Source organism: Undibacterium sp. (genome assembly GCF_030683615.1).
In the GTDB taxonomy this organism is placed as follows: Bacteria; Pseudomonadota; Gammaproteobacteria; order Burkholderiales; family Burkholderiaceae_D; genus Undibacterium; species Undibacterium umbellatum.
The window spans coordinates 1-16,526 of sequence record NZ_JAUXQE010000014.1; the positions used below are offsets into that span (position 1 = coordinate 1).

The window sequence follows — 16,526 nt, forward strand, 5'->3', positions numbered from 1 at the left end:
GGACTACTTATTCATCCAGTTTTGCGTCGCAGCGTTGTGTGCGTTAGCAGCAGAGAAACGAGATTATGAAGCACTTCTTTGTCGCTGTCAACACCCTGTTTTTATTTCGTTCAGTTTAAATCTTTTAGATTTAATCCCAACTACTTCAGGCTATTTACAGACTAGGCTTTCCGCGTCATTTCTTTCGCTCAAACCAATAATTACTTCACTTTCTTCAGCCCCGCTCTTCAGCGGGAGGCGAACTATAGCAAACTTACGGGGCACTTTGCAAGAGAAGTTTACTTTCACCGCCAAACTTACAAAAAATGAATTACGCTTATGTATATGAGCACGAGCGATCAACATGAGCAAGCAAGAACCAATCAATGAACTATTCACTATTTGATGACGCCAGTGACTTACAGCCCTGGACTGAAGACATCTGCGAGGGGGCGCTGATACTGAGGCATTTTTCTGTGCTACATGAAATCACTTTGCTGGATGGCATACGGCAAATAATGATCAAGCATCCCTTCCGGCAGTTACTCACTCCCAATGGTCATCGCATGTCCGTCGCCATGACTTGTTGTGGCGAAGTAGGATGGGTATCTGATAGTAATGGATATCGCTATAGCACTTACGATCCTGATAATGGCAAGCACTGGCCATCCATGCCAGACAGTTTTTTCTCAATTGCTGTGCAAGCGGCACAAGAAGCTGGCTTTCCCGATTTCAAGCCTGATAGCTGCCTGATCAATCAATATCAAGTCGGGTCGCGCCTGAGCCTGCATCAGGACAAGGATGAAAAGAACTTAGGCGCGCCCATCGTATCTTTCTCATTGGGGATACCAGCGACATTTCTTTTTGGTGGCATGCAGCGCACAGATCCCGTCCAGCGCTATCATTTGGCGCATGGTGATGTGGTAGTCTGGGGTGGTCCAGCCAGATTGCGTTACCATGGTGTCGCACCAATCAAGGAAGCAGCACATCCACTACTGGGAACACAGAGAATCAATCTGACATTTCGCCAGGCGAAGTAAACAGAGCGCCACTTACCCCATCACCGAATAACAAGACAAACAATCCGATATGCCATTTTCGCTAGACAATCTCTTAGTCATAGGAATTTCATCACGTGCCTTATTTGATCTGGAAGCAGAGGAAACGCTGTTTCAGGAACAAGGGCTGGACGCCTATCGCCAGCATCAATTGCAAGAAGAAAACAGCATATTAAAACCTGGGGCCGGCTTTGGCCTGGTCAAAGCCTTACTAAAGCTGAATGCGCTGACGCCCGGACACAGACTGGTAGAAGTGGTCATCATGTCGCGTAATTCGTCTGAGACATCCTTGCGCATCTTCAATTCGATCGCGCACTATGGTCTGGATATTACACGTGCGGCCTTGTCTGGCGGTGCACCTTTGGCACCCTACCTGCTGGCGTTCAATGTCAGTCTGTTTTTGTCCCTGCATGAAGACGACGTGCAAGCTGCCATCAATTCTGGCGTGGCATCGGCAATGCTATATCGCTTGCCCGACAATGCTGCGGACCCGGAACAGATTCGCATTGCGTTTGATGGTGATGCCGTGATTTTTTCGGATGAATCCGAACGCATTTATCAGGAACATGGCGTGGAAGCTTTTGAAGAACACGAAAGAGAAAACGCCAGAAAGCCTTTGCCGCAAGGACCGTTTGCAAGGTTACTGGTGGCCCTGTCGTATTTGCAGAATAATTTCAAAACACCGGATGGCCGCGCCTTCCCTTTACGCACTGCCCTGGTGACTGCCCGCGCCTCGCCAGCGCACGAACGAGTGATACGTACGCTTCGCGCCTGGAATATCGCAATCGATGAAACCTTCTTTATGGGTGGTGTCAATAAATCTGCCGTGCTGGCAGCCTTCAAGCCACATATGTTTTTTGATGACCAGCATGGCCATTGTCTGCATGCGTCGAATGTTGTGCCGACCGGGCGCGTACCTGTCAAACAGGATAAATAAATTCCCTCGAAAAAAAGCCAGCCTGATCAACAAGGCTGGCTTTTTTACATACTGCGAGAGATTAACGCTGCGCTACCGCATCCACCACACACAAGGCCGTCATATTGACGATACGGCGCACTGTGGCCGATGGTGTCAGGATATGTACCGGCTTGGCGCAACCCAGCAAGATAGGACCAATCGCTACGTTATTGCCGGCTGTTGTTTTCAGCAGATTGTAGGCGATATTGGCTGCGTCAATATTCGGCATGACCAGCAGATTGGCATCGCTCTTCAATGTCGAATCAGGCATCATTTTCTTGCGATAGCTGGTATCAAGCGCAGTGTCGCCATGCATTTCGCCATCAACTTCAAGATCTGGGGCATCACGCTGGATGATCGCCAAAGCAGCACGCATTTTTTGTGCAGATTCGCTATTGCTGGAACCAAAATTCGAATGCGACAACAAGGCTGCTTTAGGCAACAAGCCGAAGCGACGCATTTCTTCCGCTGCCAGGATGGTGATTTCGGCAATCTGTTCTGCCGTCGGGTTTTCATTAACGTGGGTATCGACCAGCACTATCTGACGGTCTGGCAACACCAGGCCATTCATGGCAGCATAGACATTCACACCATCACGTTTGCCCAACACCTGGTTGATGTAATTCAAATGCAAGCCAGTTGTGCCAAAGGTGCCGCAGATCATGCCATCTGCATCGCCTTTATGGATCATCATGGCACCGATCAATGAATGACGGCGGCGCATTTCCAGTTTAGCGTATTGCTCTGTCACTCCCTTGCGGGCAGTCATCTGGTGATAAGTCTGCCAGTAATCACGATAGCGATCATCATGCTCAGGATTGATAACTTGAAAATCCACCCCGGCCTTGATGCGCAAACCAAATTTCTCTATACGTTGATCAAGAATGTGTGGACGTCCGACCAAGATTGGTGCCGCCAGTTTCTCATCAACAATGACCTGCACCGCACGCAGGACTTTTTCTTCTTCGCCCTCTGCGTAGACAATACGCTTGCGATCTGCCGGTGCTTTTTTGGCGATCTGGAACAATGGCTTCATGAAAGTACCACTGTGATAGACGAATTGCTGCAGTCTTTCTACATATGCCTGCATATCCTTGATGGGACGCACCGCCACCCCACACTGCTCTGCAGCCAGCGCAACCGCAGGCGCAATCTTAATCATCAATCGAGGATCAAATGGTTTCGGTATCAGGTATTCAGGGCCAAAGGACAAATTGCTGATGCCGTATGCAGAAGCAACTACATCCGACTGTTCAGCCTGGGCCAGTTCAGCGATCGCATGCACCACTGCGATTTCCATTTCACGCGTGATGGTGGTTGCACCGCAATCCAGAGCACCACGGAAAATATAGGGGAAACACAAAACATTGTTAACTTGATTCGGAAAGTCAGAACGGCCAGTCGCCATGATGGCATCATCACGCACAGCCTTGACTTCTTCAGGCAAGATTTCTGGCGTAGGGTTGGCCAAAGCCAGAATCAAAGGATTTGGTGCCATCAGCTTGACCATATCCGGCTTGAGCACACCGGCAGCGGACAAACCCAGGAAGATATCTGCATCTGGCATCACATCGCGTAAGCTGCGAGCCGAGGTTTCCTGGGCAAAACGCTCTTTGTCCGGGTCCATCAGTTCGACACGGCCCTTATAAACCACACCTGCCAGATCGGTGACAAAGATATTTTCCAGCGGGAAGCCCAGATCAACGATCAAGTCCAGACAGGCCAGCGCCGCAGCACCTGCACCAGATACTACCAGCTTGGTATTTTTGATGGTTTTACCGACCACTTTCAAGCCGTTCAGGATAGCCGCACCGACGATGATCGCCGTACCATGCTGGTCATCATGAAAGACGGGTATCTTCATGCGCTCACGCAGTTTGCGTTCTATATAGAAGCACTCCGGCGCCTTGATATCTTCCAGATTGATACCACCAAAGGTTGGCTCAAGCGAGGCGATGATATCAACCAGCTTGTCAGGATCAGATTCGCTGATTTCTATATCGAATACATCGATACCGGCAAACTTCTTGAATAGGACGCCCTTGCCTTCCATCACTGGCTTGGATGCCAGTGGACCGATATTACCCAGGCCAAGCACCGCCGTGCCATTTGTGATAACGCCCACCAGATTGCCACGCGCCGTGTATTTGAATGCAGCAGTCGGATCCGCGACGATTTCTTCACAAGGCGCAGCAACGCCTGGGGAATACGCCAAAGCCAGATCACGTTGATTTGTCAGTTGCTTGGTAGCTGTGACACTGATTTTGCCAGGAGTAGGAAATTCATGATATTCCAGCGCTGCCTGACGCAATTGTTGACGTATTTGCTCTTTTTGATCTGACGAATCCATGTGCTTGACCTTCTTTCTATTTTTTTGCTTACGGAAATCTTACTGGTAGAGATTCTAGCAGAGGGAACCCTCTAACTTTATACGTATTTGTACGACTCTTATGCTTTTCTAGCATAACCAAATGCAATTTATTCTGTTAAGCAGACAAACATAGCTGTTAACTATCAAATCAATAGAATCAATTGTCTTTTCAAATCAATTATTAAAATCTATTATCTATCTCACGTTGATAGCAATTGCAAACAACACCGCAAATAACCAAGGAGAGCATTATGAGCACCCAGGCAAACCCATCCGTCACCATCCAGAACCTTGAGTCCGCTTTTGCTGGCGAATCCATGGCCCATATCAAATACCGCTATTTCGCCAAACTGGCACGTGAAGCCGGCGCAATCGAAATTGCAGAAGCATTTGAAGCAACCGCTGATCAGGAAGTCATGCATGCCTTTGGCCATCTTGACTTGTTATACCCAAAAACACAATTGACGCCACAACGCGCCCTGGAAATTGCTATCGAAGGTGAGACCTATGAATACACAGAAATGTACCCAAAATTCCGCCATCTCGCTGTGGAAGAAGGCAACCAGGCTGCTGTCGCTGAATACGATGAGCAAATCGCAGAATCTAAGGAACACGCTGAAAACTTTAAGCGGACTTTAGAAATCGCTGCTAAACGCTTTGCTGCGCTGGCAAAGGTCGAAGAGCGCCATGCCAATCATTATCGGGCGGTATTGGAAGCCAATCAGGCTTAAGCACAGCAAGAAATCATTCAATCAACATACAGAAGACACTATGAAAACTTACCAATGCATCGTATGCGGTTTTATTTATGAAGAATCCAAAGGTTTGCCAGAAGAAGGCATCGCCGCTGGCACACGCTGGGATGACATTCCTGCCGATTGGGAATGCCCTGATTGCGGCGTCGCCAAAGCTGATTTTGACATGATAGAAATCTGAGGTAGCCATGAAACCCATCGCCATCATCGGTTCCGGCCTTGCTGGTTATACGGTCGCCAGAGAATTTCGCAAGCTCGATAAAACTACGCCCTTGCTGATCGTCACTGGCGATGATGGCGGCTTTTATTCCAAGCCTATGCTGTCGAATGCCTTTGCAATGGGAAAGCAGCCGCAACAATTAAAAAGTAAAACGGTGGACCAGATGGCTGCGGAGTTGAATGCAAATATCCTGACCGGTACTGTAGTCAGCAGCATCAATACGCAGGCGCAAACCATACAAACCAAGATGGGTGATTTTGAATATTCCCAACTGGTGCTGGCGCTTGGCGCGCAGGCGATACGCCTGCTCATTGATGGCAACGCGGCTGATCAGGTTTTGTTTGTCAACAACTTGGCTGACTATGCCGTGTTTCGCAACAAACTGGCACTAGCTGGCGACAAGGCCAGGGTCACCATTCTGGGTGCTGGCTTGATAGGCTGTGAATTCAGCGATGACCTGGCCAGTGCGGGACATGAAGTCATCTTGATAGACCCTAACCCGTTGCCCCTGGCAGCTTTGGCACCGGCAGCTATTTCTTCAGGCTTGCATGCGGCGCTTGAAAGTAAAGGTGTGAAATCAAAATTGGGCACAACCGCCACCCAGATAGCCAAGCAAGGCAATGCTCTGCAAGTAAGGCTATCCAATGACGAGGTTTTTGATACCGATGTGGTCTTGTCAGCCGTAGGATTGCGTGCCGATATACGCCTGGCGCAGGCAGCTCAATTGCAAACTGATCGCGGCATTATTATTGATGAGCATGGTCAAACCAGTGTGCCTGGCATATTTTCCTTAGGTGATTGTGCTCAGTACAAGCAAGCCGATGGCAGCCATAGCTTGATGCCATATGTTGCACCCATCATGACTGCAGCGCGGGCGATAGCGCAAAGTCTGACAGGGAAATTGACTAGCATAGACATGAAACCAACCGCCGTCCTGGTCAAGACGCCTAGTTATCCGGTCGCACTGATCCCGCCTGCGCTTGCCGTCAGCAAATCAGGTAGCTGGGAATCGGTGTGCACGGAAGGTGTCACGACAAGCCGCTACTTTGATGAGAACAAGAAAATGCATGGTTTTGCCCTTGCACCGCAAGATGCCAAATCGAGAAATGCGCTCATCGCTGAGCTATCGGAAGCACAGGTAGCCAGACCGATATGATTAAACAAAGCGCATAGCACCAACGGTGTCGGGGGTTTATCTTGAATCCTGAGCCACCTTAGGTACAATGCGCCCATGCTTTCCGAATTCGATCTCATCAAGCGCTATTTTGCGCGACACAGTATTCTAGACAGCCGCATCGCCCTGGGCATAGGGGATGATTGTGCCCTGCTCAATCCCAGCCTAGGCATGCAGTTGGCCATTTCCAGCGACATGCTGGTATCTGGCCGTCACTTTTTCCCGGATGCAGACCCGTACACCTTAGGTCATAAATGCCTGGCTGTAAATTTGTCCGACCTGGCGGCCATGGGTGCTGCGCCACTGGCGTTTACCCTGGCTCTATCACTCCCCGAAGCAAATCCTGACTGGCTGGCAGAATTTTCACGCGGTTTGCTAGCCCTGGCAGATGAACACGGCTGTCACCTGATCGGTGGCGACACCACCAAGGGGCCATTGAACATCTGCATCACAATTTTTGGCGAGCTGCCGCCAGGCACTGCCCTGCGCCGCGATGCGGCCAAAGTTGGTGATGACATCTGGGTATCCGGCACTTTGGGTGATGCGCGGCTGGCATTGGCTGGCTATTGGAATGAAGTCAGGCTTTCAACATCCGAACATCAATTGGCGGCAACACGTATGCACCAGCCCATCCCGCGTATTGCATTGGGCATGGCCTTGCGTGGCATCGCCCATGCGGCATTGGATATTTCTGATGGCCTGGCCGGTGACCTTGGTCATATTCTGGAAAAATCGTCAGTCGGTGCCACTTTATTCGTCGATCGTTTACCTGCTGGCCCCGTATTGCATAAGCAGTCTCAAGATTTACGCAGGCAATTTACCCTAAATGGTGGAGACGACTATGAATTGTGTTTCACCGCTCCAGCAAGTTGCAGGCAAGATGTGCAGACTGCCGCCGCACAAGCCAGCACCACCGTCACACATATAGGCCATATAGTGGCAGGTGCAGGCTTGCGTTTGCTGGATGAACAAGGCCAGACAGTCTTCCTGCAATATAAATCATTTGATCACTTTGCCCATCCATGACTACCACAGAAAACAAGCAGACGACCATCATCCAGAAACCAGACTGGCGTTTCATGTTACGCCACCCTGCGCACATCCTGGCGCAAGGCTTTGGCAGTGGCTTGTCACCTGTCATGCCAGGCACCTCGGGCACCCTGTTTGCGTGGTTGAGTTTTTATGTATTTTCTACCCGCTGGCCAGATGTGTTTACGACGACCAATTGGGCCATCATCATCGTGGTTGGCTTTGCGGTTGGCGTCTGGGCTTGTGATGTCACGGGCAAAAACCTGGGTGTCGCTGACCACGGCAGCATGGTCTGGGACGAGATCATCGCCTTTTGGCTGGTATTGATTTTCATCGTGCCTGCCAACTGGCAAACCCAGTTATGGGCATTCATAGGCTTTCGTTTTTTTGACATGGTCAAACCACCACCGATAGGTTATTTTGACCGCCACCTGAAAGGTGGTTTTGGTGTCATGTGGGATGACATTGTTGCTGCTTTCTTTTGCCTGTTGACCTTTGCCTTGTGGTATCGCATTTAAAAAATAATGGCTGCCAATGCAAGATTTGGCAGCCATTATTCGTGCCATACATATCAAAACACTATTCGTCCTTCACCCCGTCTATTCCCAGTTCCTGAATCTTGCGCGTTATGGTATTTCTACCTATGCCCAAACGTATCGCTGCATCATTCTTGCGGCCATGAGTATGGCGCAAAGCCGCTTTGATGACGACGGATTCAAAACAACGCCCCAGCTTGTCGATGACTTCTGACTGGCCTTCAGCCAACATCGCTGTCGCCTCCGCTTCCAGCAGAGAGACCCAGCTTTCGCCGCTACGGTACGCTGATTTATCAGGCAGTGAACTGCCATTAACTGTTGTCGCATTTGCCAGATTTTCATGGTTACTGACTGGTGCATCATGACCGCTAATAGCAACTGGCGCTTGTACCGCACCTACAGTAGCCGGTACCAGGTCTTGCGGCAAGTCGGGCATTTCTACCGTTTGCCCCGGCGCCATGACGGTGATCCAGTTACACAGATTTTCCAATTGGCGGACATTACCGGGAAAATCCAGGCTGGACAAAAATTGCAATGCAGGCTCGGACATGCGCTTGACATCCACACCCAGTTGTTTGGCGCTCTGGTTCAAGAAATATTTGGTCAGCAACGGGATATCTTCACGGCGCTCACGCAAGCTGGGTAAGCGCAGGCGGATGACGTTCAGGCGATGATACAAATCTTCGCGGAACAAGCCGTCTTTCACCCGGGTTTCCAGATTTTGGTGAGTCGCAGCGATCACGCGCACATTCGCCTTCATTGGCTGATGTCCGCCAACGCGATAGAAATGGCCATCCGATAACACCCGTAACAGACGCGTCTGCAAATCAAAAGGCATGTCACCAATTTCATCGAGGAACAAGGTGCCGCCCTCTGCCTGCTCGAAACGGCCACGACGTGTGGTTTGTGCGCCAGTAAAGGCGCCACGCTCATGACCAAACAATTCTGATTCCAGCAAATCCTTGGGGATGGCTGCGGTATTCAAGGCAATGAAAGGCTGTGATGCGCGTGGGCTGTGCTTATGCAAGGCGCGCGCCACCAGCTCTTTACCACTACCTGATTCGCCCGTGATCATCACTGTCACATTGGATTGCGACAAACGACCAATGGCGCGAAACACATCTTGCATGGCTGGTGCCTGACCAAGTATTTCCGGCGTTTCAGACATGCTTTGCTCTACACTGGATTCGCGCAGGCTTTCATCAAGCGCGCGACGTATCAGCTCAACTGCCTTGTCGAGATCAAAAGGCTTGGCCATGTACTCAAACGCTCCGCCTTGAAAAGCAGCTACTGCTGATTCCAGGTCAGAAAACGCCGTCATGATTATTACCGGTAAACCTGGGTACTTGGCTTTGACAGTTTGCAATAGTTCAAGGCCAGAAGCGCCGTGCATGCGTATATCAGACACCAGCACCTGCGGCGTATCGCTTTGCAAGGCGTTCATTGCATCTCTTGCATTGGTGAAGCTGCGCGTTACCAGATTTTCTCTCGCCAGCGCCTTTTCCAGCACCCAGCGAATCGAATCGTCGTCGTCCACTATCCAGATTGGTTTCATATTGTCGTTTTGCAGTCTGTGTTAAGCATATCGATAGAAGGAGCACTTTTGGTGCAGCCACTTTGCCACACCTTTATTTAAGGTAGTGGTATCAGTATCCGGAAATCCGTACATCCCGGCCGGCTCTCACATTCGATGACACCCATATGTTGTTCAACGAAAGTTTGTGCCAGCGTCAAGCCCAGACCGCTACCGCCTTCCTTGCCCGATACCAGAGGATAGAAAATGCGATTGCGAATCTCAGGTGGGATGCCCGGACCGTTATCGATGATATGCAAGTCTAATGCCAGCCTGTAGCGTACCTTGGCCAAAGTAATCTGGCGTACCACGCGCGACTTGAAAGTTAGCACGGCATCACCCTGCCTGATACGCTCGCTTAGTGCTTGCGCCGCATTGTGGGCGATGTTCAAAACTGTCTGTATTAACTGTTCTTTGTCGCCACGAAATTCAGGGATCGATAAATCATAGTCGCGCTTGATGCTCAGGCCTTGTGGAAACTCTGCTACGATCAGACTGCGCACGCGCTCACAGACTTCATGGATATTCACATCCCCGACAATATGTGGCAGGCGATGCGGGGCCAGCAAACGGTCCACCAGGGTCTGCAGCCGGTCAGCTTCCTTGATAATGACCTGGGTATATTCGCGCAATTCACGTAGGTGGCGCTCGGGCAATTCCAGCTCCAGTAATTGTGCTGCGCCGCGTATTCCACCGAGGGGATTCTTGATTTCATGGGCAAGATTGCGGATCAGCTCTTTGTTGGCCTTGCTCTGATCCAGCATGCGCTCTTCCCTGTCGAGCTTGAGTTGTTGCACGTTTTCGCGCAACTCTATCAGGACCGGGGTCTCAGGATTATCAAGGGCTGTTACGATACTGTGTACATGCAAAGGCTCACGCCCTGCCCGCTCCAGTGTAAGATCCTGGCGCTTGTCAGCAAATTGATGGGCTACCGCCTGATGAAAAACGGCAGTCAATTCCTGCCCATTCAGGAATAAATCAGTCAGCTTCAAATGCGTAAGCGACTTGAAGGAAGAGTCGAGCAGGTTTTCAGCAGCTGCATTGGCAAATAAAATGCTGCTTTCTGCATCCAGCACAATCACGGCTGATGTCAGCAAATCCAGGCCAGCAAACGAGGTAAGTGGAGTTTTCACAACTTGTCCATAAAAAAAGGCCGCACAGAGCGACCTTTACGCAAGCATCATGCCCGAACAGCATTTTGCATTTTCACACTGGCAACTTATTTTGCGTTGGCAATTTCACGTTTCAGTGCTTCTATGTTCTTTTCAGTGCGGGCGATGTCTTCTTTCATCAAATTGGTGCGTTCCTGATATTTGGCATAATTTCTTTCATCACCACGACGCTCAGGCTCACCATTATTGTATTCTTTCTTCAGATTTGCCAGCTTCTGCTCTTCCGTCTTTAATTCATCCTGCAAAATCTGCTTGCGGTCCGAGTCCCTGGCTTTTTGAGTGCTGTCATCTACCTTGGGGAAATCGCTGGGGCTGCTAGCCGGTTTACCCTGTGGCTTCTTGCCTGGAGCAGGCAATGCTGGCGCAGGGACAACGGTGATGCCTTGCAATTCGACCTTTTTGCAACCTTTGACAGCACCTGTGTTTTTGTATTCTTTTTTACCATTATCGTCCACACACAGGAATACATCGCCCTGCGCATAGGCAAGCGTCTGCGCACCAATAAAGAGAATAAGGCCTGACAAGAGTCGGTTCATAGGAAAGCAATAATCATTAACAGACTGATAGTGTATGTCATGCAGCGCTGCAACACAATTACAGAGAAATTAGCATTTGTAACAAAAAAAGCGGGGTTACCCCCGCTTTTTTGTGCATTTACTCAGAATTACAGAGAGTAATACATATCGAATTCAACTGGATGAGTTGTCATGCGGAAGCGTTGCACTTCTTGCATTTTCAAATCAATGTAGGCGTCGATCATGCTGTCGCTGAATACACCACCGCGTGTCAGGAACTCGCGGTCTTTGTTCAATGCTTCCAGTGCTTCTTCCAAAGATGCGCAGACTGTCGGGATCAATGCATCTTCCTCTGGTGGCAAATGGTACAGATCTTTGCTGGCAGCTTCACCAGGATGGATCTTGTTCTGTACGCCGTCCAGACCTGCCATCATCAGTGCCGCAAAGCACAGGTATGGGTTAGCCAGTGGATCAGGGAAACGTGTTTCAATACGGCGTCCTTTTGGATTGGCAACGTAAGGAATACGGATCGAAGCAGAACGGTTACGTGCAGAGTAAGCCAGTTTCACTGGAGCTTCATAACCTGGAACCAAACGCTTGTAAGAGTTGGTGCCTGGGTTAGTGATCGCATTCAATGCTTTTGCATGCTTGATGATACCGCCGATATAGTACAGCGCAAAATCAGACAAACCAGCATAGCCGTCGCCAGCAAACAGATTTTTGCCATCTTTCCAGATGGATTGATGCACGTGCATGCCAGAACCGTTGTCGCCAACGATAGGCTTAGGCATGAAAGTCGCTGTCTTGCCATAGGTGTGGGCAACATTCCAGACCACGTATTTCAGGTTTTGTGTCCAGTCTGCACGCTCAACCAAAGTAGAGAACTTGGTACCGATCTCATTTTGACCAGCGCCAGCCACTTCATGGTGATGCACTTCAACCGGAATGCCCAAGGATTCCAGAATCAAACACATTTCAGAACGCATGTCCTGGAAGCTGTCGACTGGAGGAACCGGGAAGTAACCGCCTTTAACCGTAGGACGATGGCCAGTATTGCCGCCTTCGAGTTTTTCGCCTGTCGTCCAGGACGCTTCGTCAGAATCAATCTTGACGAAACAGCCAGACATGTCCACTTTCCAGCGTACGCTATCGAAAATGAAGAATTCTGGTTCTGGGCCAAAGTAAGCTGTGTCACCAATGCCAGAAGATTTCAAATACGCTTCAGCGCGTTTCGCGATGGAACGTGGGTCACGGTCATAACCTTTGCCATCAGATGGCTCGATAACATCACATTGCATGAACAATGTCGTTTCTTCGAAGAAAGGATCAATATTGGCAGTAGATGGATCTGGCATCAACAACATGTCAGATGCTTCAATACCTTTCCAGCCTGCGATGGACGAGCCGTCAAATGCATGGCCAGATTCGAATTTATCAATGTCGAACTGGGAAATTGGAACAGTTACGTGCTGTTCTTTGCCTCGGGTATCAGCAAAGCGAAAATCAACGAATTTGACTTCGTTATCTTTCGCCATTTTCAAGACTTCTGCGGCTGTCATTGCCATGTGAAACTCCTCTGAGAGCTAAAAAATAAATTCGGAAATTGCTGAGTGCTGCGCCTGCCAGTTTTGTGCAATCTCGTCCAACAGACAAACCTTGTCTTACTGGTCCTTACCGAAAACCCTTACCTGGCGGCTAAACTCAATGGAGGATGATAGCAGAAACCATGCCATCACCCAGATCATGTATATATAAATACGAAATTTGTTAAATGCCTGTTTTTGTGGCGTTTTCTCATAGAAATCAGGAGCAGCGTAGCATTATACAAATTAATATTACGCACCAAAATAATGCGTCACACAAAATATTTGCCATTTTGGTGCATTTTCAATCGAGGGTTGAATTTTTGCACCATTTTGTATCATCGCAATATTTATTCGTATTTCATCAGAGTCGCAAAGAAAATGCATTGATAGGACTTACGCAAAACCGTCCCAACTGCACTGCAGCTCCTAGTCGTACTAAAGTACTGTCTTCGTCGCTACGCCTTGTTGGGACAATTGTGCGTAAGCCCTAATTGGAATATTTGATTGACAATATTGATCAAAATCAACATTCCTTGGCATTCCACGATATGCGATTCATTCTCATTTAGACTATGCATGTCTTTTCGTGTCGCAAGCCCCTCCCTCGCCTAATTTATCCCGAATGAACTCAAGCATGGGCATCGCTGCCTATACCTATTGTTAACTATGTCGCCTCATCTCAATCTGCGCAAGCCTTTGCTGTTTGCATCGCTGACTTTTGTCCTGGCAATGCTGGCCAGCACAGCAATCATTATCAAGCTTGAGGACAGTGCAAACCAGGAAGAACATTTGCTCGCCTATGACCTGGCACGCGCCCAGGCAAACGCCCTGCAAAATAATATGCACAAGGCGATATCGGCAACCTATGCGCTGGCAGGCATGGTGGCAGACAGCAATGGCCGCATCCGGAACTTTGAACGCTTTGCCGACAAGATCTTGCAATATCACCCACAAATTGCCGCACTTTATCTGGCCCCGCAAGGCATCACCACCGATGTGGCACCATCTGAATGGCGTGAACATGGGCTGGGCATCAATTTATTGACAGACCCTGTCCGCAAGACCGAGGCCATGCTGGCACGCGATAGCGCACAATTGACACTGGCGGGGCCGCTACCCCTGACCAGGGGCGGCACAGGCATCATCGCCCGCTTGCCGGTATTTCTGGATGATGCCATCGACGCCAACAAACCAGCCGAATTCTGGGGGCTGATCTCTGCCGTCATTGATTTAAAAACTGTATTGGCTGATGCAGAACTATCCAAACTGGTCGCACGCGGCTATGACTATGAACTGTGGCGTATCGATCCAAGCACACACACTCATCAAGTCATACAAAAATCGCCAGGATTCAAGCCGGGAAATAATATTCGCCATGCCATCAAGTTGCCAAACGTAGAATGGACACTGGACCTGACTCCCAGGCATTCAACTCCCTTCAGTAACACCCTGCTCCTTTATAGCAGCATCGGTTTTTTATTTAGCCTGATGCTGGCATACCTGGTCCAACTATTGTTGGAAGCGAGCAGACAAAGAAAAAACCTGAAAAATATTATCGCCGAAAGAACCGCCGAACTAAGTCAGCGCGAAACAGATTTGAGACGCGCGCAGCGCATTTCAAAAACCGGTAGCTGGAGCATAGGTGAAGATACCAAGGAATGGCGCTACTCGGAAGAAACGAGCCGCATACTTGGCTACCCAAGCGGCAGCAAGCTCGATTGTTCCAGCCTGCTGCAACGCATACACCCTGACGATATGCCAGCCGTGAAGCAATTCTGGGCGCAAGTACAAGCAGGCGCAGATGCCAGCATAGAACACCGCATCCGCCTGGACGGCGAAGTCCGCTGGCTGCATTCACAATATGATGGACAAAGTGCCAGACGCATGGGCACGGTGCAAGACATTACCGAGCGCAAACGCGCAGAAGAAGATTTGCGCATTGCCGCCATTGCCTTTGAAGGCCAGGAAGGCATGCTCATCACCGATGCCCACCGCGCCATCTTGCGCGTCAACCAGGCATTTACCCGCATCACTGGCTACAGCCGCGAAGAAGCCCTGGGCAAGCAAACCAGCTTGCTCAAATCCGGCCTGCACGGTGCCAGTTATTATGAGGATATGGGCAAGCAGCTTGAAGCCAACGCCTTCTGGCAAGGCGAAATCTGGAACCGCAGGAAAAATGGCGAAGTGTATCCAGAATGGCTGACCATCACTGCCGTCAAAAATGCCAGCGGCAAAGTCGTCAACTATGTCGCCACCATGCTCGACATCACCCAAAGAAAAGCCACCGAAGCCAAACTTGAACACCTGGCCTACCATGATCCATTAACCGGCCTGGCCAACCGCCGCCTGTTGATAGACCGGCTGCAACACAGCCTGCAGGCAAAAAGCCGCAGCAATCAGTACGGTGCCGTGCTCTTTCTTGACCTCGACGATTTCAAGACCATCAACGACAGCAGCGGACATGGCAAGGGCGATCTGCTCTTGCAAGTAGTCGCCAAACGCCTGGCGCACAGCATACGCAAAGGTGACACACTGGCTCGTTATGGCGGCGATGAATTTGTCCTGCTGCTGGAAGAACTCAGCGACAACATTAGGGAAACTGCCATCGAAGTCCAAATGATTGCCACCAAAATTCTGGCAGACCTGCGCGCGCCCTATGACCTGGAGCATCTTGAATATCATAGCAGTGCCAGCATAGGCATCACCCTGTTTGACAAACAAAACACCTCGGCTGAAGAATTGTTGAAACAAGTCGAAGTCGCCATGTACGAAGCCAAATCCAGCGGTGGCAACAGCTACCGCTTCTTTGACAAAGATATGCTCGACATCGTCAATACCCGCGCCGCTCTTGAAGCCGATATGCGCCAGGGTCTGCTGCAAGAACAGTTCGTTTTATACTACCAACCTCAAGTCAACAGCAGCGGGCAAGTCACCGGTGCCGAAGCACTGGTGCGCTGGCAACATCCGCAAAAAGGCCTGGTGCCACCATCCGACTTCATTCCCCTGGCAGAAGAGTCCGGCCTCATCCTCAGTCTGGGCGCCTGGATACTGAAAACAGCCTGCGCCAAACTGGCAGAATGGCAAAACAGCGAAGACACAAAAAACCGCACACTTGCCGTCAATGTCAGCGCACGCCAATTCAGGCAAAACGACTTTGTAACACTGGTGCTCGACAACATCCGGCACTACCAAATCGACGCCAGCAAACTCAAACTGGAATTGACAGAGAGCCTGCTGGTTGACAATGTCGAAGCCACCATAGACAAGATGAACCAGTTAAAAACCAGAGGTGTAGGATTTTCACTGGATGACTTTGGCACGGGGTATTCCTCCCTCTCCTATCTCAAGCGCCTGCCACTGGACCAGCTCAAGATAGACCAGTCCTTCGTGCGCGACATCCTCAACAATAACAACGATGCCGTCATCACCAGAACTATCATTGCCCTTGGCCAAAGCCTGGGTCTGGCCGTGATTGCCGAAGGTGTGGAAACAGCAGCGCAACGCGACTTCCTGCAACAGCAAGGCTGCCTTTCTTACCAGGGTTATCTGTATGGCAAACCCAGCGCCGAATTACGCTAAACTAGCGCACAGGTTGCACAC

Annotated in this window: 14 protein-coding genes; 9 read left to right on the plus strand and 5 right to left on the minus strand. The window is 50.0% G+C overall.

The window, feature by feature from the left end; translation table 11 throughout:
• The 3 genes from Q8K39_RS07780 to Q8K39_RS07790 form a co-directional block, all read left to right on the plus strand.
• On the plus strand, positions 1 to 328 hold a 328-nt coding region (locus Q8K39_RS07780), incomplete at its 5' end, for a hypothetical protein (RefSeq protein ID WP_305259218.1).
• Positions 329 to 365: 37 nt separating this feature from the next.
• Positions 366 to 1,019 (plus strand): DNA oxidative demethylase AlkB, encoded by a 654-nt coding sequence (alkB, locus tag Q8K39_RS07785; protein ID WP_305259220.1) that lies wholly within the window; start codon positions 366 to 368, stop codon positions 1,017 to 1,019.
• 49 nt (positions 1,020 to 1,068) lie between these two features.
• The gene (locus Q8K39_RS07790) at positions 1,069 to 1,974 is read left to right on the plus strand and encodes a 5'-nucleotidase (protein ID WP_186954288.1); all 906 of its coding nucleotides are present in this window, start codon (positions 1,069 to 1,071) and stop codon (positions 1,972 to 1,974) included.
• Positions 1,975 to 2,035: 61 nt separating this feature from the next.
• Here the strand turns inward: Q8K39_RS07790 and Q8K39_RS07795 are convergent, their stop codons facing one another.
• Positions 2,036 to 4,345 (minus strand): NADP-dependent malic enzyme, encoded by a 2,310-nt coding sequence (locus Q8K39_RS07795; RefSeq protein WP_305259221.1) that lies wholly within the window; start codon positions 4,343 to 4,345, stop codon positions 2,036 to 2,038.
• Between the two features lie 272 nt (positions 4,346 to 4,617).
• On the opposite strand from Q8K39_RS07795, the gene Q8K39_RS07800 reads away from it, so the two are divergent.
• The 5 genes from Q8K39_RS07800 (at position 4,618) to Q8K39_RS07820 (ending at position 8,062) form a co-directional block, all read left to right on the plus strand.
• Positions 4,618 to 5,097, plus strand: a complete 480-nt coding sequence (locus Q8K39_RS07800; protein ID WP_186954287.1) for a rubrerythrin family protein — start codon at positions 4,618 to 4,620, stop codon at positions 5,095 to 5,097.
• 40 nt (positions 5,098 to 5,137) lie between these two features.
• Positions 5,138 to 5,302, plus strand: coding sequence for a rubredoxin (locus tag Q8K39_RS07805; protein ID WP_110258335.1), 165 nt, complete (start codon positions 5,138 to 5,140; stop codon positions 5,300 to 5,302).
• 7 nt (positions 5,303 to 5,309) lie between these two features.
• Positions 5,310 to 6,497, plus strand: a complete 1,188-nt coding sequence (locus Q8K39_RS07810) for an NAD(P)/FAD-dependent oxidoreductase (RefSeq protein WP_305259223.1) — start codon at positions 5,310 to 5,312, stop codon at positions 6,495 to 6,497.
• Between the two features lie 75 nt (positions 6,498 to 6,572).
• On the plus strand, positions 6,573 to 7,541 hold the full coding sequence (thiL, locus tag Q8K39_RS07815; protein ID WP_305259224.1) for a thiamine-phosphate kinase: 969 nt from the start codon (positions 6,573 to 6,575) through the stop codon (positions 7,539 to 7,541).
• Positions 7,538 to 8,062, plus strand: coding sequence for a phosphatidylglycerophosphatase A (locus Q8K39_RS07820; RefSeq protein ID WP_230413739.1), 525 nt, complete (start codon positions 7,538 to 7,540; stop codon positions 8,060 to 8,062). Before thiL ends, Q8K39_RS07820 begins: the two co-directional genes overlap by 4 nt.
• A 61-nt stretch (positions 8,063 to 8,123) precedes the next feature.
• Here the strand turns inward: Q8K39_RS07820 and ntrC are convergent, their stop codons facing one another.
• From ntrC to glnA, 4 genes are all read right to left on the minus strand, one after another.
• Positions 8,124 to 9,635 (minus strand): nitrogen regulation protein NR(I), encoded by a 1,512-nt coding sequence (gene ntrC / locus Q8K39_RS07825; protein ID WP_186954284.1) that lies wholly within the window; start codon positions 9,633 to 9,635, stop codon positions 8,124 to 8,126.
• A gap of 77 nt (positions 9,636 to 9,712) precedes the next feature.
• On the minus strand, positions 9,713 to 10,786 hold the full coding sequence (gene glnL / locus Q8K39_RS07830; protein WP_305259226.1) for a nitrogen regulation protein NR(II): 1,074 nt from the start codon (positions 10,784 to 10,786) through the stop codon (positions 9,713 to 9,715).
• Positions 10,787 to 10,872: 86 nt separating this feature from the next.
• Entirely contained in the window at positions 10,873 to 11,349 is a 477-nt protein-coding gene (locus Q8K39_RS07835; protein WP_370868577.1) for a DUF4124 domain-containing protein, read from the minus strand.
• 140 nt (positions 11,350 to 11,489) lie between these two features.
• Positions 11,490 to 12,905: a type I glutamate--ammonia ligase gene (glnA, locus tag Q8K39_RS07840; protein ID WP_110258329.1), complete on the minus strand. Its 1,416-nt coding sequence runs from the start codon at positions 12,903 to 12,905 to the stop codon at positions 11,490 to 11,492.
• A gap of 687 nt (positions 12,906 to 13,592) precedes the next feature.
• On the opposite strand from glnA, the gene Q8K39_RS07845 reads away from it, so the two are divergent.
• On the plus strand, positions 13,593 to 16,505 hold the full coding sequence (locus Q8K39_RS07845; RefSeq protein WP_305259229.1) for an EAL domain-containing protein: 2,913 nt from the start codon (positions 13,593 to 13,595) through the stop codon (positions 16,503 to 16,505).
• The last annotated feature ends 21 nt before the right edge of the window (positions 16,506 to 16,526 follow it).

Excerpts from the sequence above, each read along its gene's own strand:
- alkB (WP_305259220.1), top strand. The coding sequence starts at position 366 with ATGAACTATTCACTATTTGATGACGCCAGTGACTTACAGCCCTGGACT.
- Q8K39_RS07790 (WP_186954288.1), top strand. The coding sequence starts at position 1,069 with ATGCCATTTTCGCTAGACAATCTCTTAGTCATAGGAATTTCATCACGT.
- Q8K39_RS07795 (WP_305259221.1), bottom strand. The coding sequence starts at position 4,345 with ATGGATTCGTCAGATCAAAAAGAGCAAATACGTCAACAATTGCGTCAG.
- Q8K39_RS07800 (WP_186954287.1), top strand. The coding sequence starts at position 4,618 with ATGAGCACCCAGGCAAACCCATCCGTCACCATCCAGAACCTTGAGTCC.
- Q8K39_RS07805 (WP_110258335.1), top strand. The coding sequence starts at position 5,138 with ATGAAAACTTACCAATGCATCGTATGCGGTTTTATTTATGAAGAATCC.
- Q8K39_RS07810 (WP_305259223.1), top strand. The coding sequence starts at position 5,310 with ATGAAACCCATCGCCATCATCGGTTCCGGCCTTGCTGGTTATACGGTC.
- thiL (WP_305259224.1), top strand. The coding sequence starts at position 6,573 with ATGCTTTCCGAATTCGATCTCATCAAGCGCTATTTTGCGCGACACAGT.
- Q8K39_RS07820 (WP_230413739.1), top strand. The coding sequence starts at position 7,538 with ATGACTACCACAGAAAACAAGCAGACGACCATCATCCAGAAACCAGAC.
- ntrC (WP_186954284.1), bottom strand. The coding sequence starts at position 9,635 with ATGAAACCAATCTGGATAGTGGACGACGACGATTCGATTCGCTGGGTG.
- glnA (WP_110258329.1), bottom strand. The coding sequence starts at position 12,905 with ATGGCAATGACAGCCGCAGAAGTCTTGAAAATGGCGAAAGATAACGAA.
- Q8K39_RS07845 (WP_305259229.1), top strand. The coding sequence starts at position 13,593 with ATGTCGCCTCATCTCAATCTGCGCAAGCCTTTGCTGTTTGCATCGCTG.